General features: G+C 72.5%; 19 protein-coding genes. 12 read left to right on the top strand and 7 right to left on the bottom strand.

Going from position 1 to position 19,665, the window contains the following annotated elements:
* Positions 1-11: 11 nt before the first annotated feature.
* Positions 12-767: a class I SAM-dependent methyltransferase gene (locus tag ACI79B_RS11795; protein ID WP_456928275.1), complete on the top strand. Its 756-nt coding sequence runs from the start codon at positions 12-14 to the stop codon at positions 765-767.
* On the opposite strand, the gene ACI79B_RS11790 is transcribed toward ACI79B_RS11795, so the two are convergent.
* The 3 genes from ACI79B_RS11790 to ACI79B_RS11780 are packed head-to-tail and all read right to left on the bottom strand — an operon-like array spanning position 715 to position 3,259.
* A complete protein-coding gene (locus ACI79B_RS11790) occupies positions 715-1,596 on the bottom strand; it encodes a glycosyltransferase family 2 protein (protein ID WP_456928276.1) in 882 nt (293 codons plus the stop codon). The two genes, ACI79B_RS11795 and ACI79B_RS11790, sit on opposite strands and share 53 nt — an antisense overlap.
* Positions 1,593-2,795 (bottom strand): hypothetical protein, encoded by a 1,203-nt coding sequence (locus ACI79B_RS11785; RefSeq protein WP_456928277.1) that lies wholly within the window; start codon positions 2,793-2,795, stop codon positions 1,593-1,595. Before ACI79B_RS11785 ends, ACI79B_RS11790 begins: the two co-directional genes overlap by 4 nt.
* Positions 2,780-3,259, bottom strand: coding sequence for a hypothetical protein (locus ACI79B_RS11780; protein WP_456928278.1), 480 nt, complete (start codon positions 3,257-3,259; stop codon positions 2,780-2,782). Before ACI79B_RS11780 ends, ACI79B_RS11785 begins: the two co-directional genes overlap by 16 nt.
* A 136-nt stretch (positions 3,260-3,395) precedes the next feature.
* Here ACI79B_RS11780 and ACI79B_RS11775 point away from each other — a divergent pair, with 136 nt between their 5' ends.
* The 3 genes from ACI79B_RS11775 to ACI79B_RS11765 all read left to right on the top strand — a co-directional run bounded on the left by ACI79B_RS11775 (position 3,396) and on the right by ACI79B_RS11765 (position 6,651).
* Complete coding sequence (locus ACI79B_RS11775) at positions 3,396-4,229, top strand: hypothetical protein (RefSeq protein ID WP_456928279.1); 834 nt, start codon at positions 3,396-3,398, stop codon at positions 4,227-4,229.
* Positions 4,230-4,327: 98 nt separating this feature from the next.
* The gene (locus ACI79B_RS11770; RefSeq protein WP_456928280.1) at positions 4,328-5,551 is read left to right on the top strand and encodes an O-antigen polymerase; all 1,224 of its coding nucleotides are present in this window, start codon (positions 4,328-4,330) and stop codon (positions 5,549-5,551) included.
* Positions 5,548-6,651, top strand: a complete 1,104-nt coding sequence (locus ACI79B_RS11765) for a glycosyltransferase family 4 protein (RefSeq protein ID WP_456928281.1) — start codon at positions 5,548-5,550, stop codon at positions 6,649-6,651. Before ACI79B_RS11770 ends, ACI79B_RS11765 begins: the two co-directional genes overlap by 4 nt.
* Positions 6,652-6,688: 37 nt before the next feature.
* Here ACI79B_RS11765 and ACI79B_RS11760 read toward each other — a convergent pair whose 3' ends face one another.
* Positions 6,689-8,884 carry a glycosyltransferase gene (locus tag ACI79B_RS11760; protein ID WP_457000143.1) on the bottom strand — a complete coding sequence of 732 codons (2,196 nt, stop codon included), beginning with the start codon at positions 8,882-8,884 and terminating at the stop codon, positions 6,689-6,691.
* 200 nt (positions 8,885-9,084) lie between these two features.
* On the opposite strand from ACI79B_RS11760, the gene ACI79B_RS11755 reads away from it, so the two are divergent.
* From ACI79B_RS11755 to ACI79B_RS11730, 6 genes are all read left to right on the top strand, one after another.
* A complete protein-coding gene (locus ACI79B_RS11755; protein WP_456928283.1) occupies positions 9,085-9,939 on the top strand; it encodes a polysaccharide deacetylase family protein in 855 nt (284 codons plus the stop codon).
* A 14-nt stretch (positions 9,940-9,953) separates the two neighbouring features.
* Entirely contained in the window at positions 9,954-10,904 is a 951-nt protein-coding gene (locus ACI79B_RS11750; protein ID WP_456928284.1) for a glycosyltransferase family A protein, read from the top strand.
* 59 nt (positions 10,905-10,963) lie between these two features.
* A complete protein-coding gene (locus ACI79B_RS11745) occupies positions 10,964-12,097 on the top strand; it encodes a glycosyltransferase (protein ID WP_456928285.1) in 1,134 nt (377 codons plus the stop codon).
* Between the two features lie 334 nt (positions 12,098-12,431).
* Complete coding sequence (locus ACI79B_RS11740) at positions 12,432-13,937, top strand: sugar transferase (RefSeq protein WP_456928286.1); 1,506 nt, start codon at positions 12,432-12,434, stop codon at positions 13,935-13,937.
* 370 nt (positions 13,938-14,307) lie between these two features.
* Positions 14,308-15,597 (top strand): sugar transferase, encoded by a 1,290-nt coding sequence (locus ACI79B_RS11735; protein ID WP_457000138.1) that lies wholly within the window; start codon positions 14,308-14,310, stop codon positions 15,595-15,597.
* Positions 15,598-15,644: 47 nt separating this feature from the next.
* Entirely contained in the window at positions 15,645-15,815 is a 171-nt protein-coding gene (locus tag ACI79B_RS11730; protein WP_456928288.1) for a hypothetical protein, read from the top strand.
* A 24-nt stretch (positions 15,816-15,839) separates the two neighbouring features.
* On the opposite strand, the gene ACI79B_RS11725 is transcribed toward ACI79B_RS11730, so the two are convergent.
* Both ACI79B_RS11725 and ACI79B_RS11720 read right to left on the bottom strand, forming a co-directional pair.
* Complete coding sequence (locus ACI79B_RS11725; RefSeq protein WP_456928289.1) at positions 15,840-15,971, bottom strand: hypothetical protein; 132 nt, start codon at positions 15,969-15,971, stop codon at positions 15,840-15,842.
* Between the two features lie 174 nt (positions 15,972-16,145).
* Positions 16,146-17,228: an LCP family protein gene (locus tag ACI79B_RS11720; RefSeq protein ID WP_456928290.1), complete on the bottom strand. Its 1,083-nt coding sequence runs from the start codon at positions 17,226-17,228 to the stop codon at positions 16,146-16,148.
* 136 nt (positions 17,229-17,364) lie between these two features.
* Here ACI79B_RS11720 and ACI79B_RS11715 point away from each other — a divergent pair, with 136 nt between their 5' ends.
* On the top strand, positions 17,365-17,535 hold the full coding sequence (locus tag ACI79B_RS11715; protein WP_456928291.1) for a hypothetical protein: 171 nt from the start codon (positions 17,365-17,367) through the stop codon (positions 17,533-17,535).
* 48 nt (positions 17,536-17,583) lie between these two features.
* Here the strand turns inward: ACI79B_RS11715 and ACI79B_RS11710 are convergent, their stop codons facing one another.
* On the bottom strand, positions 17,584-17,778 hold the full coding sequence (locus ACI79B_RS11710) for a hypothetical protein (protein ID WP_456928292.1): 195 nt from the start codon (positions 17,776-17,778) through the stop codon (positions 17,584-17,586).
* A 309-nt stretch (positions 17,779-18,087) separates the two neighbouring features.
* Between ACI79B_RS11710 and ACI79B_RS11705 the strand changes: the two genes are divergently transcribed.
* Positions 18,088-19,626, top strand: coding sequence for a sugar transferase (locus ACI79B_RS11705; RefSeq protein ID WP_456928293.1), 1,539 nt, complete (start codon positions 18,088-18,090; stop codon positions 19,624-19,626).
* Positions 19,627-19,665 lie beyond the last annotated feature (39 nt).

The following is a 19,665-nucleotide window of genomic DNA, read 5'->3' as shown; positions in this document are numbered from 1 at the left end:
AGTGTGCCGCCATGGCGCCCACCGCTGCGTTGCACACGTTCCGCCGGCGAGTGACCGGAACGGTGGCGGCTCGGTCCGCACTGGCCCGCCGACTGTCGTTCCGGTTCCGGTGGAGCAGCACCCGCCGGACCGACCCGCTCTCGGAGTGGGGTTTCGAGCGGGGCACCGCGATCGACCGCCACCTCATCGAGCAGTTCCTCCACCAGCACCGCGACCTCGTCCACGGCCGCGTCCTGGAGGTCAAGGAGGACCTGTACGCCTCCGCCCTCGGGGCCGCGAGCGTGGAGGTCCTGGACGTCGACCCGGCCAACCCGCTGGCCACCATCGTGGGCGACCTCAGCGACCCGGAGACGCTCCCCGAGGACGCCTTCGACGCCGCGGTCGTGACCCAGACGCTCCAGTACGTCCCCGATCCGGTTGCCGCGCTCACCCACCTGCTGCACGCCCTGCGCCCAGGAGCCGCCGCTCTCGTCACGATGCCCTTCACCAGCCGGCTCTCCGGGGAGTACGACAGGTGGCGGTGGACGGTCCTCGGCTTCTCGGACCTGGTCGCCCGAGCAGGAGGTGAGGCGGAGGTGCGGGCGCGCGGCAACCTGCTGGCCTGCCGAGCGTTCCTCATGGGCGCGGCGGTCGAGGACCTGCCGGCGGGGGTGCTCGACGACGACGACCCGGACTACCCCCTGCTGATCACGGCGATCGTCCGGCGGTCGGACGTCAGCGTTGCCCCAGCCAGTTGGCAGGTCGGGAGGGCAACACACGACCGCTGAGCCCCTCGACCCGTCCCAGCGACCGCGCCAGCGCGAGCCGCAACGAGAGGCGCAGCGAGGGGTCGTGCCGGTGCAGTCGCAGCCACGGCGCGGCGACGATCCGCGCTCGCACCCACAGCGGATACGGGTGCAGTCGGTAGACGCGACCGGTGCCCCTGGCGTAGCCCCTGTGCTTGGCGACGAGCATGTCGGCGTCGAGGTCCCGTCGCTCGCCGGCGCCGCTGACATGGATGTCCGGTCGACTCTCGACCGTCCCGCCCTCCTCCATGATCCTCAACAGGAGGTCGGTGCCCTCCCCTGACTTCCAGGGGCTCGGACATCCCGTGCCCAGGTCCTCGCGGAAGCCACCGAGCCGCTCGAAGGTCCGCTGTCTGACGAACATCGCCGGCTCGATCGCCCGCCACACGGTCATGCGATCGAGACGGCCCGCCGGGGGCAGGGCGAAGCGTGCGGTCTCCCCCTCGACGAGCGAGCAGGCGATGGCGTCCGCCTGAGGGGACTCGGCGAACGCCGCAGCCACCTGCTGCAGGCAGTCCCCGTCGTACCGGCTGTGGTCGTTGGGGAAACCGATGACGTCGACGTCGTGCTCGAACGCGGCGACCGCGTCGTTGCGCCCTCGGCTGGCGCCTCCCGCACTGTCGACCACCCGCAACGGGAACGAGTACTCCGACGGCGACAGGTCCAGGGGACGACCGCCCTGGTTGGCGATGCACACGCTCCGGGGTCGGAACCCCGAGAGCTCGACCGAGCGCAGGAGGTCCCGGAGCGCGGGGCGACCGACGGTGGTGATGGCCAGTCCGATCGACGGCGTCTCCGTCAACGAGCTCACGTCCGCTTCCTCAGGATGGAGTAGTAGAGGACCGCCAGGAGGACCTCGGCCAGTGCGAGACCGCCGAGGCCGCCCGGTAAACCGAGGGTCACACTGCCCACGAGCAGAGCCGTGAAGGAGAGCGCTGCGGCGATGACGTCGAGCAGCCCGATCCGCTTGGCGGCCAACAGGGGGATGAGCAGGAACGCGCCGATCGAACTGATCGCGAGGGCGCACCGCTGCACCGTGATGATGGGCAGGACCTCACGGAGCAGCGGTTCGACCGGTCCCACGAGCAGACGGAGCACCGCGTCGGGCAGGACCGCGAGGACAAGTCCGTTGAGGGCGGCGACTACGGCGAGCGCGACCGTCAGCCGTGCGTAGGTCCGCCGGGGTCTGTCGGTACCTCGCGCCAGGAGGTTCTGCGTGGCGATCCCGATGAGCAGGTTGGTGCCGCCGAAGGCCAGCTCTCCGGCGCGGTAGACGCTGGCCGACTCGAAGCCGGCGGTTGCCGTGATCACGATGGGTATGGCCTGGATGAGTGCGATGCTGGCCGCGACGCCCATCACGTAGGGCGTCCAGGACGACCGTCGCTGCACGATCCAGAACCACGCACCCTGGATGCTCAGGTGACGGCGCAGCAGGAGAGTGGTACCCCCGAAGAGCAGAAGCGTGGCAAAGGGGGACACCACGACGGCTGTGGGGTCCAGCAGGAGGGTGGCGACGACAACCCCGACCACCTGAACGGCATAAGCGGCGCTGAGCAGCCCTCCGGCTCGTCGGCTGCCGATGGTGAAGGCATCCCGCCAGAAGGAGCTCTCCACCGCCATGACCGCCGGAATGCCGATGCCCGCACACAGCAGCGTCAGACGGACCAGACCGGTGCAGAGCGCCGCGCTCACCAGGAGCCCCGCCCCTGCGAGGAGGCTCACGAGGACTGCAGCTGAGTGAGCGCGGGGGGCCTCATTCTGCACGTCGTCGGACGAGGTGAGGCTGGCCAGCGGCTTCCCGACGACCGCCGGCGCGAGCGCAAGCGCAGCCGACGAGACCACGGTCGCCACCGCGAAGGCGCCGAGGGCATCCGGGTCGGCGACCTGGGCGACGACGGCGAACACGACGATCGAGGACAGGCGGGAGACGACCTGCGGGAGCGCCAACCACGCCCGGTCCTTGGCGCGCGTCAGCCGGGAGGGAGCTGTGGCGCTCAATTGTTGTGCCACGGCTCAGGCCTGTCAGCGACCTTCCGTGCCGGTGCACCCGCCCAGATCTCGTTCTCGCCCGTTGAGCCGAGGACGACGGCGTTGGCCGCGACCACCGTGCCCCGTCCGATGCGGATGACCCCCGAGCTGCCCAGTACGACGGCTCCGACGCACAACCACACGTCGTCCTCGATGACGAACTGCTCGATGGCATCATCCGGGCGTAGTGAATGGGGTTCGGACCGACCGACCGTGACGTTGTGGAATATCCGAACCCGGTCACCGATGGTCGTGCGCGGGTGCAGCACTATGCCCCGCCCGCGGTGCTGTAGCCGCAGATCCTCACCGATCACCACGGAAGGCGGTACGTCGACGCCGAGGAGGAGTGCGCCTTGACGCGCTAGCGGGCCTATCAACGGGCGGGACTGCGCGCGGAGCAGGCGTTCGACAAAGCCGGCCGGACGATCCTCGAGCATCCCGATCACCCTCTTACAGTTTCCGTTCGTGAGCCAAATGGGGCACCCCCTTGGGATGAGCTCGGGAGGCTCCGGGCAGGGTGGCACCTTACGCTGCAGTTCTGTCGTATTTCCGACGACGACGGACTTCTGAGGGAGAAGGCGCGTGACGGTACACCCCGGATCCGAGTCGCCGGGAGCGCTCGCAACCGACGACTCCAGGGCCGCGGAGCCCACGCAGGAGCGTCGGCGTGGCCGAGCCGCCGGCGGCGCAGTGGCACGGCGATCGACCAGTCAGCGCCGGGGGCTCGCACTGGCACTCATCGGCGCGCTCCTCGGTGGCCTGATCGGTCTCGTCGTCGCCCTCGGCAACCCGGAGACTCCTACGGCGGTCACGCGGGTGTCCTTCGTCCAGGACCCCACCCTCCCCGGGGAGCAGGCCAGCACGAGTCCTGACGCCATCGATCGCTTCATCCAGACGCAGATCCTCATCTTGACCGGCCCTGACATCCGCGACACGGTGGCCGATGCCCTGGGACTCGGCGACGAGCTCACGTTGACGGCACAGCAGGTCGGGGCGACCGACGTCGTAGAACTGCAGGTCCAGGCAGGGACGGAGGATGCGGCTCGCGACGCTTCGACCGCCGTCATCGAGCAGTACGACCAGCAGAGGCGCGCCGCAGTGACCGCACGGGTCGACGCACTGCTCGCGGGCGTCGAGGCAGAGATCGGAGATCTCGAGGGCAGGCTGGGCTCGGACGACGACAGTGCACTCGCGAGCGCTACAGCGACCGAGTACTCGCGATTGCTGGCGTCGCGAAGCCAGTTGGTACTCCTGCAGTCGGGGGATCAGGCATACACCCAGGTCGTCGGCTCACCCCGCGCGACGTCCGTGGGCGGCGCGGGTGCCGTCGTCCAGGCGACACTGATCGGGCTCCTGCTGGGTGCCGTCGTGGGAATCGCGCTTGCCCTGATCCTCCAGAGGGTCCGAACCGAGTGACGACGAGCGCGGCGCAACGCACTCCTGCACAGTCTCGAGGGGGTGTGCTGTCGGCCGGCGTCTGGTGGTTGTCGCCGGCGGGTGCGGCCTCCCTGACCGTGCCCATCACGCTCCTGATCGCGTGGCAGCTCGACGACTCCTACTTCCGTCAGTCGTGGGAAACGGCGAAGTCGCTCACGCACGGGACCCTGCTGCTGTTCGCCGCCGGGGCCCTGCTGTTCGCCATCGGGGGCATGCTGCCTCTTCTCCTGAGCGGGGGCCTGGGGCGCCACGCGGCGTCCCCCACCGCCGCTGTGGAGAGCGACTTCCTCCACCGGTGCTGCGTCGTGCTGTACCGGCTGACGATCACCGGCTACATCGCGCTAGCGGCCGTGGGGCTCTCCCGAGGCGCACGTCCTGCGGACCTCCTCGACGCCCTGACCTCGCAGGACGCCTTCGACTCGACCCTCCGCACCCAGTTCGCCCCCATCGCGGGGATCACCACGCTGACGCAACTCGGCATTGCCTACGTGGTCGTGGCCGTCACCCTCCTCAGCCGCGGGCGGGACCGCTACGTCGCCCGGCGGCTGGCGGTCGTCTTCCTGCTCGCGCTGATGCGGGCGTTCTTCCTGACGGAGCGGCTGGCGATCCTCGAACTCGCCATCCCGGCCGTCGGGATCCTCGCCATGCACATGGCCCGTCGCGGGGGAGTCCGACGCCGGCTGACCTCGGCCGCTCCGTTCATCCTGGTGCCCGGGGCGATCGCCGTGTTCGGCGTCTTCGAGTACTCCCGCAGCTGGGTCTTCTACTCACAGCAGCGCGGCGGGTCGTTCCTGCAGTTCGTCATCGACCGGCTGGCCGGCTACTACGCCACCGCCTACAACAACGGTCAGATCGCCCTCGGCTACGGGCTGGGCAAGGACGTGCGGCTGCCCTACGGCAGCATCGAGGCCTTCTGGACCGCGCCGGGGGTCTCCCAGCTCAACCTCTACGGACGCCTGACCGGCCGCTACGAGCCCGACGACTTCGCCTACCTCCTGCAGCAGTACGGCAACCCCGAGTTCAACAGTCCGGGAGGGTTGTCCATCCCGTTCGTCGACTACGGCACGGCCGGCGGGCTGGTGTTCTTCCTGCTGGCGGGGCTGGCGCTCGGGGTCGCGTACCTGCGGTGGAGGGACGGCGAGTTCTGGGCCTCCCTGGTATACCCGGTGGCCCTCACCGGCCTGCTCGAGATGCCCCGGTACCTGTACTGGGGGCAGGGGCGGGTCCTGCCGGCATTCGTCGCGCTGCTCGTCATCGCCTGGCTGTCCCGACGATCCACGTCCAGAACGGGGGCTACGTGAGACCACTCTCCTGGCTGATGCTGGCCACGCAGGTGCCGGCGTCCGGATCCGGTGGCGGCATCGTCCGTTACACCGTCGAGCTGGCCCGCGCGCTCCAGGCGAGACCCGACGTCGAGTTGTCCGTGCTGGCCACGGCCTCGGCGCGGGCCTTCTTCACCGAGTTGCTCGGGTCCGGGGACCGGGTGGTCTCCGTGCCGGACCTCCCCGTCCCGGCCCGTACGGCACTCGAGCGCACGGGACTCGCCCAGCTGCCCGCACGGCGCCGGTTCGACGTCGTGCACGGGACCAAGCACATCCTCCCGCGCTGGGGGAGTGCCACGAGGGTCCTCACCGTCCACGACATGCTGCCGCTCCAGCGTCCACGCGACTTCGGGCTGCTCAAGCGCACGCTCCTGACCAGGCCCTACCTCGCCTCCATCCGTCAGGCGGACGCCCTGCTGTGCGTCAGCCGCGCCACGCAACGGACCGTGGAGCGGTTCGTGCCGGCAGCAGTGGGCAGGACCGTCGCCGTCCCCCTGGCCATGTCCAGCGGGCTGCGGACCGCCGAGTGCGAACCGGTTCCGTCGCTGCTCGACCGCGAGTTCGCCCTCGTCGTGGGTGACACCTCGCCGCGCAAGAACCTCGGCCTCGTCGTCGATCTCTGGCCCCGTGTGGTGGCAGAGCGTCCCGGTGCGACCCTGGCGGTCGTCGGGCCGCCCAGCTGGGGGCCGTCGGAGCTGGGGACGAACGGCTCCGAGAGCCTCGCCAGTGGTGCCATGCAGCTCCTCGGGCACCTCAGCGACGCGCAGCTGCGCTGGTGCTACGAGAACGCCGCGGTCGTGCTGTGCCCGAGCAGGCTCGAGGGGTTCGGGCTGCCGGCCATCGAGGCACGGTCCTTCGGCGCTCCACTGATCACCTCAATGGACCCCGCACTGGTCGAGGTGAGCGGCGACTCCGCCGTCCACCTGCCCGAGGACGACGCCGACGCCTGGGCGTCAGCCATCTCCTCCGCGTTCCGGGCCGGTCGCACGGCCGGCACGGCCGTGTCGGTACGGGACTGGGACGAGGTGGCCGCGGAGACCGTGACCGCGGTACGGGGGGTCGTGGGCCGGCGGACCTGACCAGCCCCGACGCCCGCCGGAGGTGTCGCCGGTCGGGTCACGCAGGCTCGGCCAGCAGCCGTCCGGCGATCTCCCTGGCGGTCTCGGCCACCTCGGCCGGTGCGTAGCGAGCCTCGAAGAGGCGGCGTCCCTCGTCGCCGATCCGTCGACCCTCGGCGGGATCCGCGGCCAGCCGGGCGCAGGCGGCGGCGAACTGCTCGGGGTCGTCCGCGATCAACAGGTGGACCCCGTCCACGACGTCGAGTCCCTCGCACCCGAGCGAGGTGCTGATGACGGGGACTCCGAGGGCGAACGCCTCCAGGATCTTCACGCGAGTACCGCCGCCGAAGCGGACCGGGACGACCGCGGCCGTGGCCGAGAGCAGTTCGGGCACGACGTCGGTCACGTCTCCGACCACGTCGACACCCGGCAGGCCCTCCACCTCACCGAGGAGGTCCTTCCCTCCGCGACCGACCAGCCTCAACCGTGCCGAGGGGGCGCACTGCTGGAGCCGGGGCAGCACCCGTACGGCCATGTGCACCGCTGCGTCCACGTTCGGCGGGTACCAGTAGGTGCCCACCAGGACGAACGTCGGTACGGCCGGCGGCGTCCACGACGCGTCGGACGGGACGGGGCCGGCGTAGGTGTTGGGGACCACGGTCACCGGACCGGGGCCGAGTCGCCGGCGGTCCAGCTCGCTGCAGACCACCACGGCGTCGGCCCGGCGCAGGACCCGCCGCTCCAGCCGCCGCCACAACGGCAGTTCGACGCGGCGCTGGACCCGGACCCGGGGGCGGACCGTCGGTCCCTCCGGGGGGAGGGCCAGGAAGCCGGCGATCTTGGGTGACTCGACGTCGTCCATGTCGACGACCGTCCGGCGGCGGCGGACGGTACGGGACAGGCTCACCGCGTGGTCGGTCGCCCCGAACCACACGAGGTCGTACGGCGACCGCTGCAGGTCCCGGACCGCGGCCCGCGCGAGGTCCCACCGGCGCACCGCGATCTGCCAGGGCACGCGCCGGAGCAGGAGGACGAGTGCCGACAGGGCGCGTGGCCGGGGACCGGCGTCCACCTGCACGCACCGCTGCACCCGGACGCCGGGTGGCAGCGGGTGCTCGACCGGAGGCCCGGCGAAGAGCACCAGGACGTCGAGGTCGACGTCGGGGAGGGCGGCGAGTGCCCGCAGCGCGGTGGCCGACCGGGTCCGCTTGCCGCCGTCGGTGGGCCACGGCCGGTCGGGGAGCGTCAGCAGGACGCGGCGCCGACGGCGGGGGAGGCGCACCCCACCCGGGCCCTCCCACCACCTCGCCGTCCGGCGGCGCTCGGCCGTCCGTGCGACGGCAGGGAGGGCGGACGTCCCCAGTGCCAGCAGCCGGGACCGCGTGGGCTGCGCCCCGTCCCCGGCGATGGCCAACGAGAGCCGGCGGACCGGCCTGCCGGGGTGCCCGAGTGCCTGCTTGAGGCGGTAACGGGCGGCGATCCGCTCCTGCTCGGCTGCCGTCGCGGCAGCGATCCCGGCTTCCTCGGTCGTGAGGTCGAGCCGCGTGGCCGCCCGCCTGAGCAGGGTCGCGATCGATGCGCTCATGGCGGCTCTGTCCGAGCTGAGACTCGACTCGTGGATGCGGTAGTGCGCGAGCGGGCGCTGCACGCACCCGATGCGGGAGCCGTCGTGGACCATGCGGATCCACAGGTCCCAGTCGGTCGCGTGTGCGATGGTCGGGTCGAAGCCGCCGGCGGCCACGAAGGCCGCGCGACGGACCACCACGTTGCCGAAGACGAAGTTCCGCTCCAGGATCGCGCGGCGCTGGTCCTCGTCGGCGAACGGATAGTGGTCGCCGTACCAGGTGCCCAGTGTCACTCCGTCGTGGACCAGCACTGCGTCGCTGGTCACGACGTCGAGATCGGGCTCGCGCACGAGCAGGTCGTGAATGGCGGCCATCCGCCCCGGCAGCATCTCGTCGTCGGCGTCCAGGAGGGCGACCCATTCGGTGGTGGTCGCGCTCACCGCCGTGTTCTTGGCGGCGGCCTCCCCGAGATTGCGTTCGTGCCGGATGACGCGGACCGCATCACCCAGTCGTGCGAGCACATCGGCGGTCGCGTCGGTCGAACCGTCGTCGCAGACCACGATCTCCGCAGGTGGAGGGTCCTGCCCGAGAGCCGACCGGACGGCGTCCGCGACGTAGGCTGCGGCGTTGTGGCAGGCGATGGCGACCGAGTAGTGGAAGTCGTGAACGGATTCCTCCCGCGGCGACACCTCCGGAGCGCCGCATTGATCCACGCCGAGATGCTAACCGCGACCATTCGATTCGTCGCAGCGGCATGAGGACCATTACCCCCATTCGGGAGGTCTGGTCACGGCGCCCCGTCTGGCCGCGACGGTTCCGTCCCCGCGGTCGGGACGTCGTCCTGCTGTACCACCGCGTCTCCGACGACCCGTCTCCCGATCCCGGCGGCATGGTGGTCCCGACGGACCTCTTCCGGCAGCACATGACGGCGCTCCGCGAGTGGTTCGACCTGGCGCCGGCGAGGGAGGTCCCGCATCGGCGTGGGGGTCCGGTCGCCGCGGTCACCCTCGACGACGGCTACCTCGACAACTTCGAGAACGCGGCGCCGATCCTGCGCGAACTCGGGATCCCTGCGACCTTCTTCGTCGTGGCGGACGCGATCAACCGGGCCGGGGGTCCGGACCCCGGTCCCGAGTACTGGTGGGACCGCCTCGAGCACCTGCTCCTCGAGGCCGGCCCGGGACCGTCCCGGCAGGAGGTGCGCGTGGGCCCGCACCGGCTGCTCCTCGACGTCGGTGACCCCGAGGCCCGCACCCGGTCCTACGCCGTGCTCACCGGGCTGCTGCACCGTCGGCCGCCCGCGGTCGTCGAACGGGTCGTGCGAGGGCTCGAGGACGTCTGGCCGCGCGCCGGGTCGTGCGACCGGCACCGCCGGATGTCGGCGGACCAGGTGCGTGACCTGGCGCGGGACCCGCTCTTCGACATCGGCTCCCACACCTGCTCGCACGCCGCACTGGCGTCCCTCTCCCGCTCGCGCAGTCGGGCCGAGCTCGAACGGAGCCGGGAGGACCTGCAGCGCCTGCTGGGGGAACGGCCGGCACTGCTCGCCTACCCGTACGGCGCGCCGGGGACGGTCGCGCGCCGCAACGCCCGTCAAGCTCGCAGGGCCGGCTACGACCTCGCCTTCGTCAACGTCGCCGGTCCCGTCGAGGGAGCCGACCCGCACGCACTCCCGCGCATCACGGTCGGGCGCTGGAGCGTGGACCACCTGCAGCGCGCCGTCACCGCCTGGCGGCCCCGGTGAGCGGGGACTGGCCGGTGGTCGCCCCCGAGGGCCCCTGGGTCGAGCCACCCCGTCCCGTGACGGTCGGCATCGTGGTCACCGCGCACAACGTCGCCCCCTTCCTCCCCGCCGCCCTGGCCTCGGTCTTCGCCCAGACCCGGCTCCCGGACGAGGTCGTCGTCTGTGACGACGCCTCGGAGGACGACGTGGCGGCCGCCGTCGCGCCGTTCGCCGACCGCGTCCGGCTCGTGCGGCGCGTGGTCCGCGGTGGGGAGGGCGCGGCGAAGAACACGGCCATGGCGGCGCTGACCTCCGACCTCGCCGTCATCCTCGACGGCGACGACGAGATGGCGCCGCAGCGCGTCGAGGCCCTCGCGTGGCTGGCCGAGCGCCGCCCCGACCTCCACCTCATGACGACGACGTGGGAGGACTTCGGCCCTGGCGCCGCGGAGGTGGAGTCGGACTGGTCGCTCGACCGGCACTTCCCGGTCGAGGACCAGCGGTCGGAGATCCTGCGGTGGAACTTCCTCCCGGCGCCGGCCATCCGGCGCCTGCCCTTCCTCGAGGCCGGGGGCTTCGACGAGACCCTCCGCTACGGCCCCGACTGGGAGTGCTACGTCAGGATGTTCCTGCACGGGGCGGCCGCCGGGCTCGTCCCTCTGCCGCTCTACCGGTACCGGCGGTGGAGCGGCCAGCAGACCGCTGACACCGAGCGGGTGCTCGCCGGGCGCGAGCGGGTGGCCGAGCTCATCGCCGCGAACCCGGGGCTCGGCGAGCACGACCAGGAGATCGCCGCCCGGACCCTGGCCGACGCGGCGTTCGCGCACTGGGCGTGGCGCATGCGGCACCGTCGGGCCGTGCCGGCCGAGGCACGCCGGCTGTTGCGGGGCGGTTCGCTCAGTCCGCGACGCCGGGCGGTTCTCCACCTCGCCGCCCGGTGGCCCGGACCGGCCACCCGGCTCCTGCTCCGCCAGGCCGGCGGCTGACGGTGCTCGACACCCCTTCCGCGTCGGGTGCCCGACGCCCGTCCACGCCCAGGAGCGCCGTGCGAGTCCTCCACGTGACCCAGCCGACGGTGGCCGGCGTCCCCGTCGTCGTGCGCGACCTGGTCACGGACCAGCGTGCCTGTGGCTGGGACGTCGCCGTCGCGTCACCCGCGGACGGCGACCTGCCCGGCTGGCTCTCGGAGCTCGGGGTGCCGCACCTGTCGTGGCAGGCCTCGCGGGATCCGGGGAGGACCGTCCCGGACGAGGTCCGGCGGCTGCGCCGGCTGATCGACGAGGTGGACCCGGAGCTGGTCCACCTGCACAGCGCGAAGGCAGGACTGGCCGGCCGGCTCGCCCTCCGCGGGCGACGGCCCACCGTCTTCCAGCCGCACGCCTGGTCCTTCGAGGCGGTGACGGGGCCGGTGGCCCGCGTGGCGCGGGGATGGGAGCGCTTCGCCTCGCGGTGGACCCACCTGGTCGTGTGCGTCAGCGAGGACGAGCGACGACGCGGCGAGCAGGTCGGCGTCCGTGCCCGCACCCTCGTGCTGCCCAACGGCATCGACCTCGGCCGGTACCGCGTGACCGACGGCGCCGAGCGGGGCGCGACCCGGCGCGACCTGGGCCTGGAGGACCGGCCCACGGTCGTGTGCGTCGGACGACTCGCCCGGCAGAAGGGGCAGGACGTGCTCCTCGACGCGCTGCCCGGACTGCGCGCGAGGGTGCCCGACGTCCAGGTCGTCCTCGTGGGGGACGGTCCGGACGTGGATGCCCTGCGTGCTCGGGCGACCCCCGGCGTGGTGTTCGCCGGCAGCCGGTCCGACGTCCGCCCGTGGATGACCGCCGCTGACGTCGTCGCCCTGCCCAGCCGGTGGGAGGCGGGGCTGTCGCTGGTCGCGATGGAGGCGATGGCGCTCGGCCGGCCGGTGGTGTCGGCAGACGTGGCGGGAGCACGGGACGGGCTGGCGGGAGCGGGCGGGGTGGTCCCGCGCGAGGACGCGGCCGCGCTCGCGGAGGCGTTGGCAGCCCGCCTGGAGGACCCGGGCCTCGCCGAGCGCGAGGGACGGGCCGGACGGCTCGCGGTGGAGTCCTCGCACGATCTGGCGGTCACGAGCAGCCGGATGCGGCAGGCGTACGAGGAGGTCCTCGCCGAAGGCGAGGCCGACAGGGGTGGCCGGGGACGAACAGCTCCCTGAGCGGCGCGTCGGACTGGGGGCCCGCCACGCCGGGGGGGTGACGCCCGGACGGGTGGGGGCTCCGTGTGAGCGAGCCACGGCCTCGGCCGTCCTCGGGTCCGAATGCGCCATCCGACGCGTGGCGATCGCTCTCCGTGTGGGCCCTGGGACGCTGCGCTCGGAGAGGTCACGTCCCTGATCGATGGCGCACAACCGGAATTGGCGCAATGTCTTCCGTTGGACCGGGTCTCTGGCTACTCTCAGCGGGCTGGTTGAACGCTGGAGTTCCTGGCGATCACGGGGAACCACTCACCTGAGCGCTGATGCGCCGGGTGTCGCACGGGGGTTGGCGCACATGTCCCTGCTCGAGCTCGGTGACGGGCCGGTCCGTCACGACCTGCACCTGGTCGGTCGCGGTTGGTACTGGCTGACCTCCGGCCTCCGCGGCGAGGGCACGGCGGCCCGCCGCGTGTGGCGCGCCTCCTACATCCGCCGCCTCGTCGTCCTGGACGCGGTCGGCGCCCTGCTCGCCGGTGTCGCCGGGGCGTGCGTCCCCGAGGGGGGCCCGCTGATGGGCGCCGCGGAGAGTGCGGCAGTCGTCATCGCCCTCCCTGTCGTGTGGCTCGGTGCGATGCTCGTCGCCCGCACCTACGAGGAGCGGTTCCTCTGGGTCGGCCCCGAGGAGTTCCGGCGGGTCTTCTCTGCCGCTGCTCTGCTGCTCGCCACGGTCGGCACCGTCTCCTGGGCGTTCGAGCTCGAGGTCGCGCGCAGCTTCGTCGTCGTCGCCCTGCCGCTGGCGACCCTCCTGACCCTCGCCGTCCGCGTGGCCCTCCGCCTCCGGTTGCACTCCCAGCGGGCGCAGGGCCGGCACGTGCAGACGACGATCCTGGTCGGCCACCGCAGCGGCGTCGCCGCGCTGCACGAGCAGATGGAGCGCGAGGCCCGGCACGGCTACCGCGTCATCGGCTGCTGCCTCCCGTTGTCGGCCGGTGACCGCGACGTGTTCGACGGCCTGCCGGTGCTCGGGAGTCTCGACGAGGTCGCCGACGTGGTGCGCCGCTACGAGGTGGACGCCGTGGCGGTACTGCCCTCGCCCGAACTGGAGGGTGCCCGGCTGCGCAAGCTCGGCTGGGACCTGGAGGACACCGAGGCGGAGCTCCTGCTCGCCCCCGCCGTCACCGAGGTCGCCGGCCCGCGGGTGCACGTGCGTCCCGTGGCGGGGCTCCCGCTCATGCACCTGGAGCGGCCGGAGTTCACCGGCGTCCGCCGCATCGCCAAGGACGTCGCCGACCGCACGGCGGCCGGCGTCGGCGTTCTCCTGCTGCTGCCGCTCCTCCTGACCCTGGCGGTCCTGGTCAAGGTCACCAGCCGGGGCCCGGTCTTCTTCCGGCACGAGCGGATCGGCCGCGACGGCCGGCCGTTCCAGGTCCTCAAGTTCCGCAGCATGGTCGTCGACGCGGACAAGGTCGAGCTGGACCTGCACGAGCAGAACGAGGGCAACGCGGTCCAGTTCAAGATGCGCCGCGACCCGCGGGTCACCCGGGTGGGCGCGGTCATGCGGCGCTACTCGCTGGACGAGCTGCCCCAGCTGCTCAACGTCCTCGGCGGCAGCATGAGCCTGGTCGGCCCGCGCCCGCACGTGACCCGCGAGGTCGAGCAGTACGGCTTCGACATGCGCCGCCGGCTGCTGGTCAAGCCCGGCATCACCGGCCTGTGGCAGGTCAGCGGCCGCTCGGACCTCTCCTGGGACGACGCCGTCCGGCTCGACGTCCGGTACGTGGAGAACTGGTCGCTCGCCTTCGACCTCATGATCCTGTGGAAGACCGCGGGTGCCGTCCTCCGTGGTTCCGGAGCGTATTGATTCCTTCACTCACGACCTGTGACCAATCCAGTCGGAAGAGTGAGATGGTCGCCGAGCACCATTGCTTCACGGATGTCGGTTCCACCCAAAATGTGGTGACAAATGGCGAATGGTCGTCATGGGTGAAATCATCCGCTGGCTGCATCGAGACTGCTGTGTGGTGACGGGGAGGGTCATGGTCGACACCACGGGGGGCGACGTCACATCCGGCGGGACCGCGCAGGAGTCGGTGGGCGTCGGCGTCGAAGCGCCACGGGCAGAGGTCCGCCGTTCGATCCGTGTCCGGCCGACTGTCGAGGCGCCTGCGCGCGCGCAGGAGAGCTGGTGGCTCCGGCGAGGTGTCGCGCCGTACCTGATCCTCGCCGACGTCGTGGCCTTCGCGGTCGCCACCGTCCTCACACAACCCGGCTCCCTGATCGCTCAGGGGCTGGCGCTGCTGCTCCTCCTCCTCGTCTTCTGGCGAGCCGGGCTGTACCGGTCTCGGCTCACCCTGTCGCTGGTCGACGACCTCCCGTACGTCCTCGCCGCGGTCGCAGTGGCGTGGGCGTTCAAGGTGGCACTGGCGGAGGTCCTCCCGAACGTCGACGCCCCCGGCCGCCAGGTGGTGCACGTGGCAGCGCTGCTGGGGGCGGTCCTCGTGGTCCGTCTGGTCGCCTACCGCGTCGTGCACACCGCCCGGTGCCGCGGGTTCGTCCGGCACCGCACCGTCGTCGTGGGGGCCGGCCCGGTCGGCATGCGGGTGGCCGACACCCTGCTCGAGCGGCGCAACTACGGCCTCGACCCGATCGGCTTCCTGGACGCGGCGGTGCCGGAGGACTCGACGGCGCTCCTCCCCATCCCCCTGCTCGGCGGCTACCACCGGCTCGGCCAGGTCATCCGCGAGGAGGCGGTCCGAGACGTCATCGTCGCCTACGGAGGGGTGGACGAGGACGAGCTCGTCGACATCCTGCGCACCTGTGACCGGCTCGACGTCGACGTCTTCGTCGTCCCCCGGCTGTTCGAGTTGCACGACGTCAACCGCTACACCGACGAGATCTGGGGCATCCCGCTCGTGCGGCGCCGGCGCGCGGTCTACCGCAGCCCCTGGTGGCGGGTGAAGCGGATGGTGGACGTCGCCGTGTCCCTGCTCACGCTGTTGTTCCTCACCCCCGTGCTCGCTGCCTGTGCGATCGCCGTCCGGCTCGAAGGGGGACCGGGCATCATCTTCCGGCAGGAGCGGGTGGGGCTCGACGGCCGGCCGTTCCAGGTCCTGAAGTTCCGCTCGCTCAAGCCGGTGGACGAGACGGAGTCGCAGACGAACTGGAACATCAAGCACGACGACCGGCTGGGCCCGGTGGGCCGCTTCCTGCGGGCTACGTCGCTCGACGAGCTCCCGCAACTGTGGAACATCGTCCGCGGGGACATGAGCCTGGTCGGCCCCCGCCCCGAGCGTCCGCACTTCGTGGACCAGTTCTCCGCCCACATCCCCCGGTACACCGCCCGTCACCGCGTGCCGGCGGGGCTGACCGGGTGGGCACAGGCGCACGGGCTCCGAGGGGACACCTCGATCGAGGACCGCGCCCGGTTCGACAACTACTACATCGAGAACTGGTCGCCGTGGCTCGACATGAAGATCGTCCTGAAGACCGTGGGACAGGTGCTGCGCCGCCAGGGCGGCTGACCGCCGAGGTCGCCTTCCGCTGGCTGTTCGCGCTGGTCGTCGCCGGCATGCTCACCGCCTTCGCGGCGCTGCTGGTGACCGGCGAGTACTACAACGAGGGGCCGGTGCTCGTCGGGCTCACGGCCGACCACGGTCTGCACAAGGGGGACGTCTTCGTGGTCACCGGCTGGGCAGCGGGGATGCTGTCCCTGATCGGGCTGCAGGTCCACCGCCGGTGACCGGCGGGGCCGGCAGCCGTGTTCTCAGGCGGCGGTACGGCGCAGCAGGACGCGGGCAGGTGTCACGCCGCACAGCCCCGCCGCCGCGAGGACGTGCCCGTGCTCGGCGACGAAGACGTTGAGCGCCAGCCAGGTCGAGCCGAGGAGGAAAGCCACGGCGTGATCCTCGGCCGCCACGGGGCCGGTGATCGCGGACGCCTGAGGTGTCCGGGACCCATGGGGCGAGGGCGACCCTCGTGCCGGACGAGGCGGTCTCGGCCGTGCACCGGCCGCACCATCGGTACCCCGGGGGACCCGGGCGACGTCGCCGGAGGTGACGGGGTGGTCCCCTCAGCGCGGGACGTCCGGCAGGGCCTGGGTCTCGAACTCGCCGGCGTTCTGCGACAGCGAGTCGTTGTGCAGGTAGGCCCACATGCGCTCGCCGGTGACCTCGTCGAGGTAGACCACACTCGCCGGGCCCTCCATGCCGGTGCCCAGGACCGGGGCGGTGAACGAGTCGACGTTCTCCGGGCGCAGGTCGCGCAGGGAGTAGGCGAGGGACAGCAGGTCGCCGTTGCCGAGGGAGTCGTCGACGCCGACGGCGTTGGTCACCGCGAGCAGGGCGGCGTCCAGCCGGCCCGGGTCGGTGAAGGTGTCGGACGTGAACAGCTGGGAGAACATCGCCTCGAGGTACTGCTGCTGGCGGCGGACGCGGTCGAAGTCACCGCCGGTGAGCCCGTAGCGCTGCCCGAGGTACCAGCGGGCCTGGTCGCCGTCGAGGTGGTTGACCCCGGCGGTGAAGGTGTACGGCCCCCAGCTGGTGGTCTCGGCGACGACGACGTCGACGCCTCCCAGTGCGTCGGTGACCTCGATGATCCCCTCGAAGTCGATGGCCACGAAGTGGTCGATGCGGACGTCGGTCAGCTGCTCCACGGTCTGGATCAGCAGGGACGGCCCGCCGTAGGCGTACGCGGCGTTGATCTTGTCCATCCCGTGGCCGGGGACGTCCACCCACGAGTCGCGGGGGATGGAAACGAGTTGGGCATGCTGCCGGTCTGCGGAGAACCGGGCGATCATGATCGCGTCCGACCGGCCGCCCTCGGCGATGCCCGCACCCGCCGTGGCCCGGGTGTCGCTCCCGACCAGGAGGAAGGTGACCGGTTCCGCGGAGGTCTGCTCCGCCGGCGTCGCGGGAGCGGGCCGGACGTCCTCGTCGAGGTCGGCGAAGACGTCGCCGACCCGGTCGATGTTCCCGGCGTAGCGATCGGTGAGGTACCAGAGGCCACCGCCGACCAGCAGGACGAGGACGGTGACGAGGACGCCGAGCGCGACGAGGAAGCGCCGCAGCCCACGCCGTCGGCGGGGAGGACGCTCCTCGGTGGTGGGCTCGTCGGCGAAGAGCGTGGACCCCGGACGTTCCTCGTCGTTGCTCACAGTGACCCCCGCGGCTGTCGTTGCCACGAGGCTAGGCGCGGATCAGCGGATCCGGCTCCCGTCCCACCCGGGAGGGTGGGACGGCACCACGCTGAGTGATCCTCCGCGGGCCATCCGGGTGCGGCAACATGGGCGCATGACCGTGCCGCAGGGCCCGCTCCGCCCGGGAGAGTGGCGCCCCGGCGTCCCGGGGGAGGCGCGGCGACATCACCTGCTGTGGCACCGCTTCCGCTGGGCCGGGGAGGACCCCTTCAGCGGCGTCAGCCTCTATGCCTGCCGCTGCGGTGCGGTCCGCCCGGGCCTCTGACGCTCCGCGCTCCCTCCGTCAGCAGTCGGGCGTGCCGAGCGACGTCGCTCAGGCCGTCCGCGGTGCCGCAGCGGCGCGGAGGTCGTCCTCCAGGCCGGCGAGGACCGAGTCGAGTTCGCGGCGCAGGTCGCTGCACCCGGCCGGCTCCCTGCGGTCCGCCAGTCGGATGACCTGCCCCAGACCGAGGGCGACGGCGAGCGCCACGACGGGCCACGACAGCGCAACGAGGAGCACGAGGGTCACCCCTCCTTCCTAGGAGCAGTCGGGTGCCCGACCGGCGCGGCCGCGCGGGCAGATGCTGCCGAAAAGGTCCGGGTGCCGGTGTCGCGTGACGTGCGCACCGCCCCATCGACCCCACGGCCACCACGCGCACCGTCGATGCGATCGGTTCTCCGCCGGTCGCGACGGACGGTCACCGGCGCCCGTCGGTCTCCTCCTCCGGGGTGGAAAAGGCGGGCGCAGGGCCGGTCCGCCTCCGTCTGGCCTTTCGTCCCGGCTCCCGGGTGCCGACGCTGCGCCCGTACCGCGACCACGGCAGACCAGGGGGACAACGTGACCGCCAGCACCACCGTGCCGCCGGCGCCGGGTGACGACGTGCCGCGGCCGGTGCGCACCCTCTCGTTGACCGGCGTCGAGGATCGCGTCCCGGCGCCGCTGCTCGACCGGCCCGTCTACGACCCGTTCTCCGCGCGGCGCCGCCGGACGCCCGAGTGGCTGGTGTCCTACACGGTCGCGCTCGTCGCCGGCGACCTGCTCGCGGTCGCCGCGGGCCTGGCGCTCGCGGTCCTGCTCCCGCCCGGCGCCGCCCCTGCCCCCGCGACCGGGCCCGTCCTGCTGGCCCTGGCCTGGCTCGTCCTGCTCGCCGCCGCGGGCACCTACGCCGAGCGCCGCCTGGGCACCGGCGACGACGAGTACCGCCGCGTCCTCACCGCGGGCCTGCTCGCGACGACCGCGCTCGGCGTCGCCGCCGCGCTGCTGCCGTCGGCCCCGCTGGACCGGCTCCTGCTCCTGGCGGCGCCCACCACCGTGCTCGCCACGCTGCTGGGCCGGCTGCTCAACCGGCGGCGGCTGCACGCGGCCCGCCGCCGCGGCCTCATGACCAAGCGGGTCGTCGTCCTCGGCCGCGACGTCGCGGTGGCCGACCTGGTGCGCCGGCTGCGGCGGGACGCGACCGCGGGCCTGCGGGTCGTGGGCGCCTGCGTGCCACGGCCGGAGGAGGCCCTCGCGGTCCGCGCCGAGGGCGTCCCGGTGATCGGCACCCTGGCCGGCGCCGTGCGCGCCGTCGACGACGCCCGCGCCGACGCCGTCGTGGTCGCCTCGGCCAGCGAGACCGCGGGCGAGTACCTGCGCGACCTGACCTGGCGCCTCGAGGGGACCAACGTCGAGGTCCTCGTCGGCCCGGGGCTGGTGGAGGTCGCCTCCAACCGGCTGCAGGTCCGGCCGACGTCGACCATCCCGCTCATCCAGGTGCAGGAGCCGGAGTTCCGCGGCGGCCGCCGGCTGGCGAAGTCCCTGCTCGACCGCGCCGTCGCGGGCCTGCTGCTGGTCGTGTTCGCGCCGTTCCTCGTCGCGATCGCGGTCGCCGTGCGCGCCACCAGCCGCGGCCCGGCCCTGTACCGGCACCGGCGCATCGGCAAGCGCGGCCGGGAGTTCGACCTGCTCAAGTTCCGCAGCATGGTCGTCGACGCCGACTCGCGCATCGAGGCCCTGCTCGTGCTCAACGAGGGCAACGACGTGCAGTTCAAGATGCGCCGCGACCCGCGGATCACGCGTGTCGGCGGCTTCCTGCGGTCCTTCTCGCTGGACGAGCTGCCGCAGCTGGTCAACGTGCTCAAGGGGGACATGTCCCTGGTCGGGCCGCGCCCGCACGTGACCCGCGAGGTCGAGCAGTACGGCGCCGACATGCACCGCCGGCTGCTGGTCAAGCCCGGCATCACCGGGCTGTGGCAGGTCAGCGGCCGCTCGGACCTGACGTGGGACGAGTCGGTGGAGCTCGACGTCCGGTACGTGGAGAACTGGTCCTTCGGCCTGGACCTCGCCATCCTCTGGCGCACCGTCCGCGCGGTCCTGCGCCGCTCCGGCGCCTACTGACGTCCCGCTCCTCCCTGCGGGGGGCACGGGACGGGCCGG

It is taken from the genome of Geodermatophilus sp. SYSU D00879 (assembly GCF_054050375.1).
Note: the sequence above shows the minus strand (reverse complement) of the source record. Positions and strands in the feature narration are given on the sequence as shown.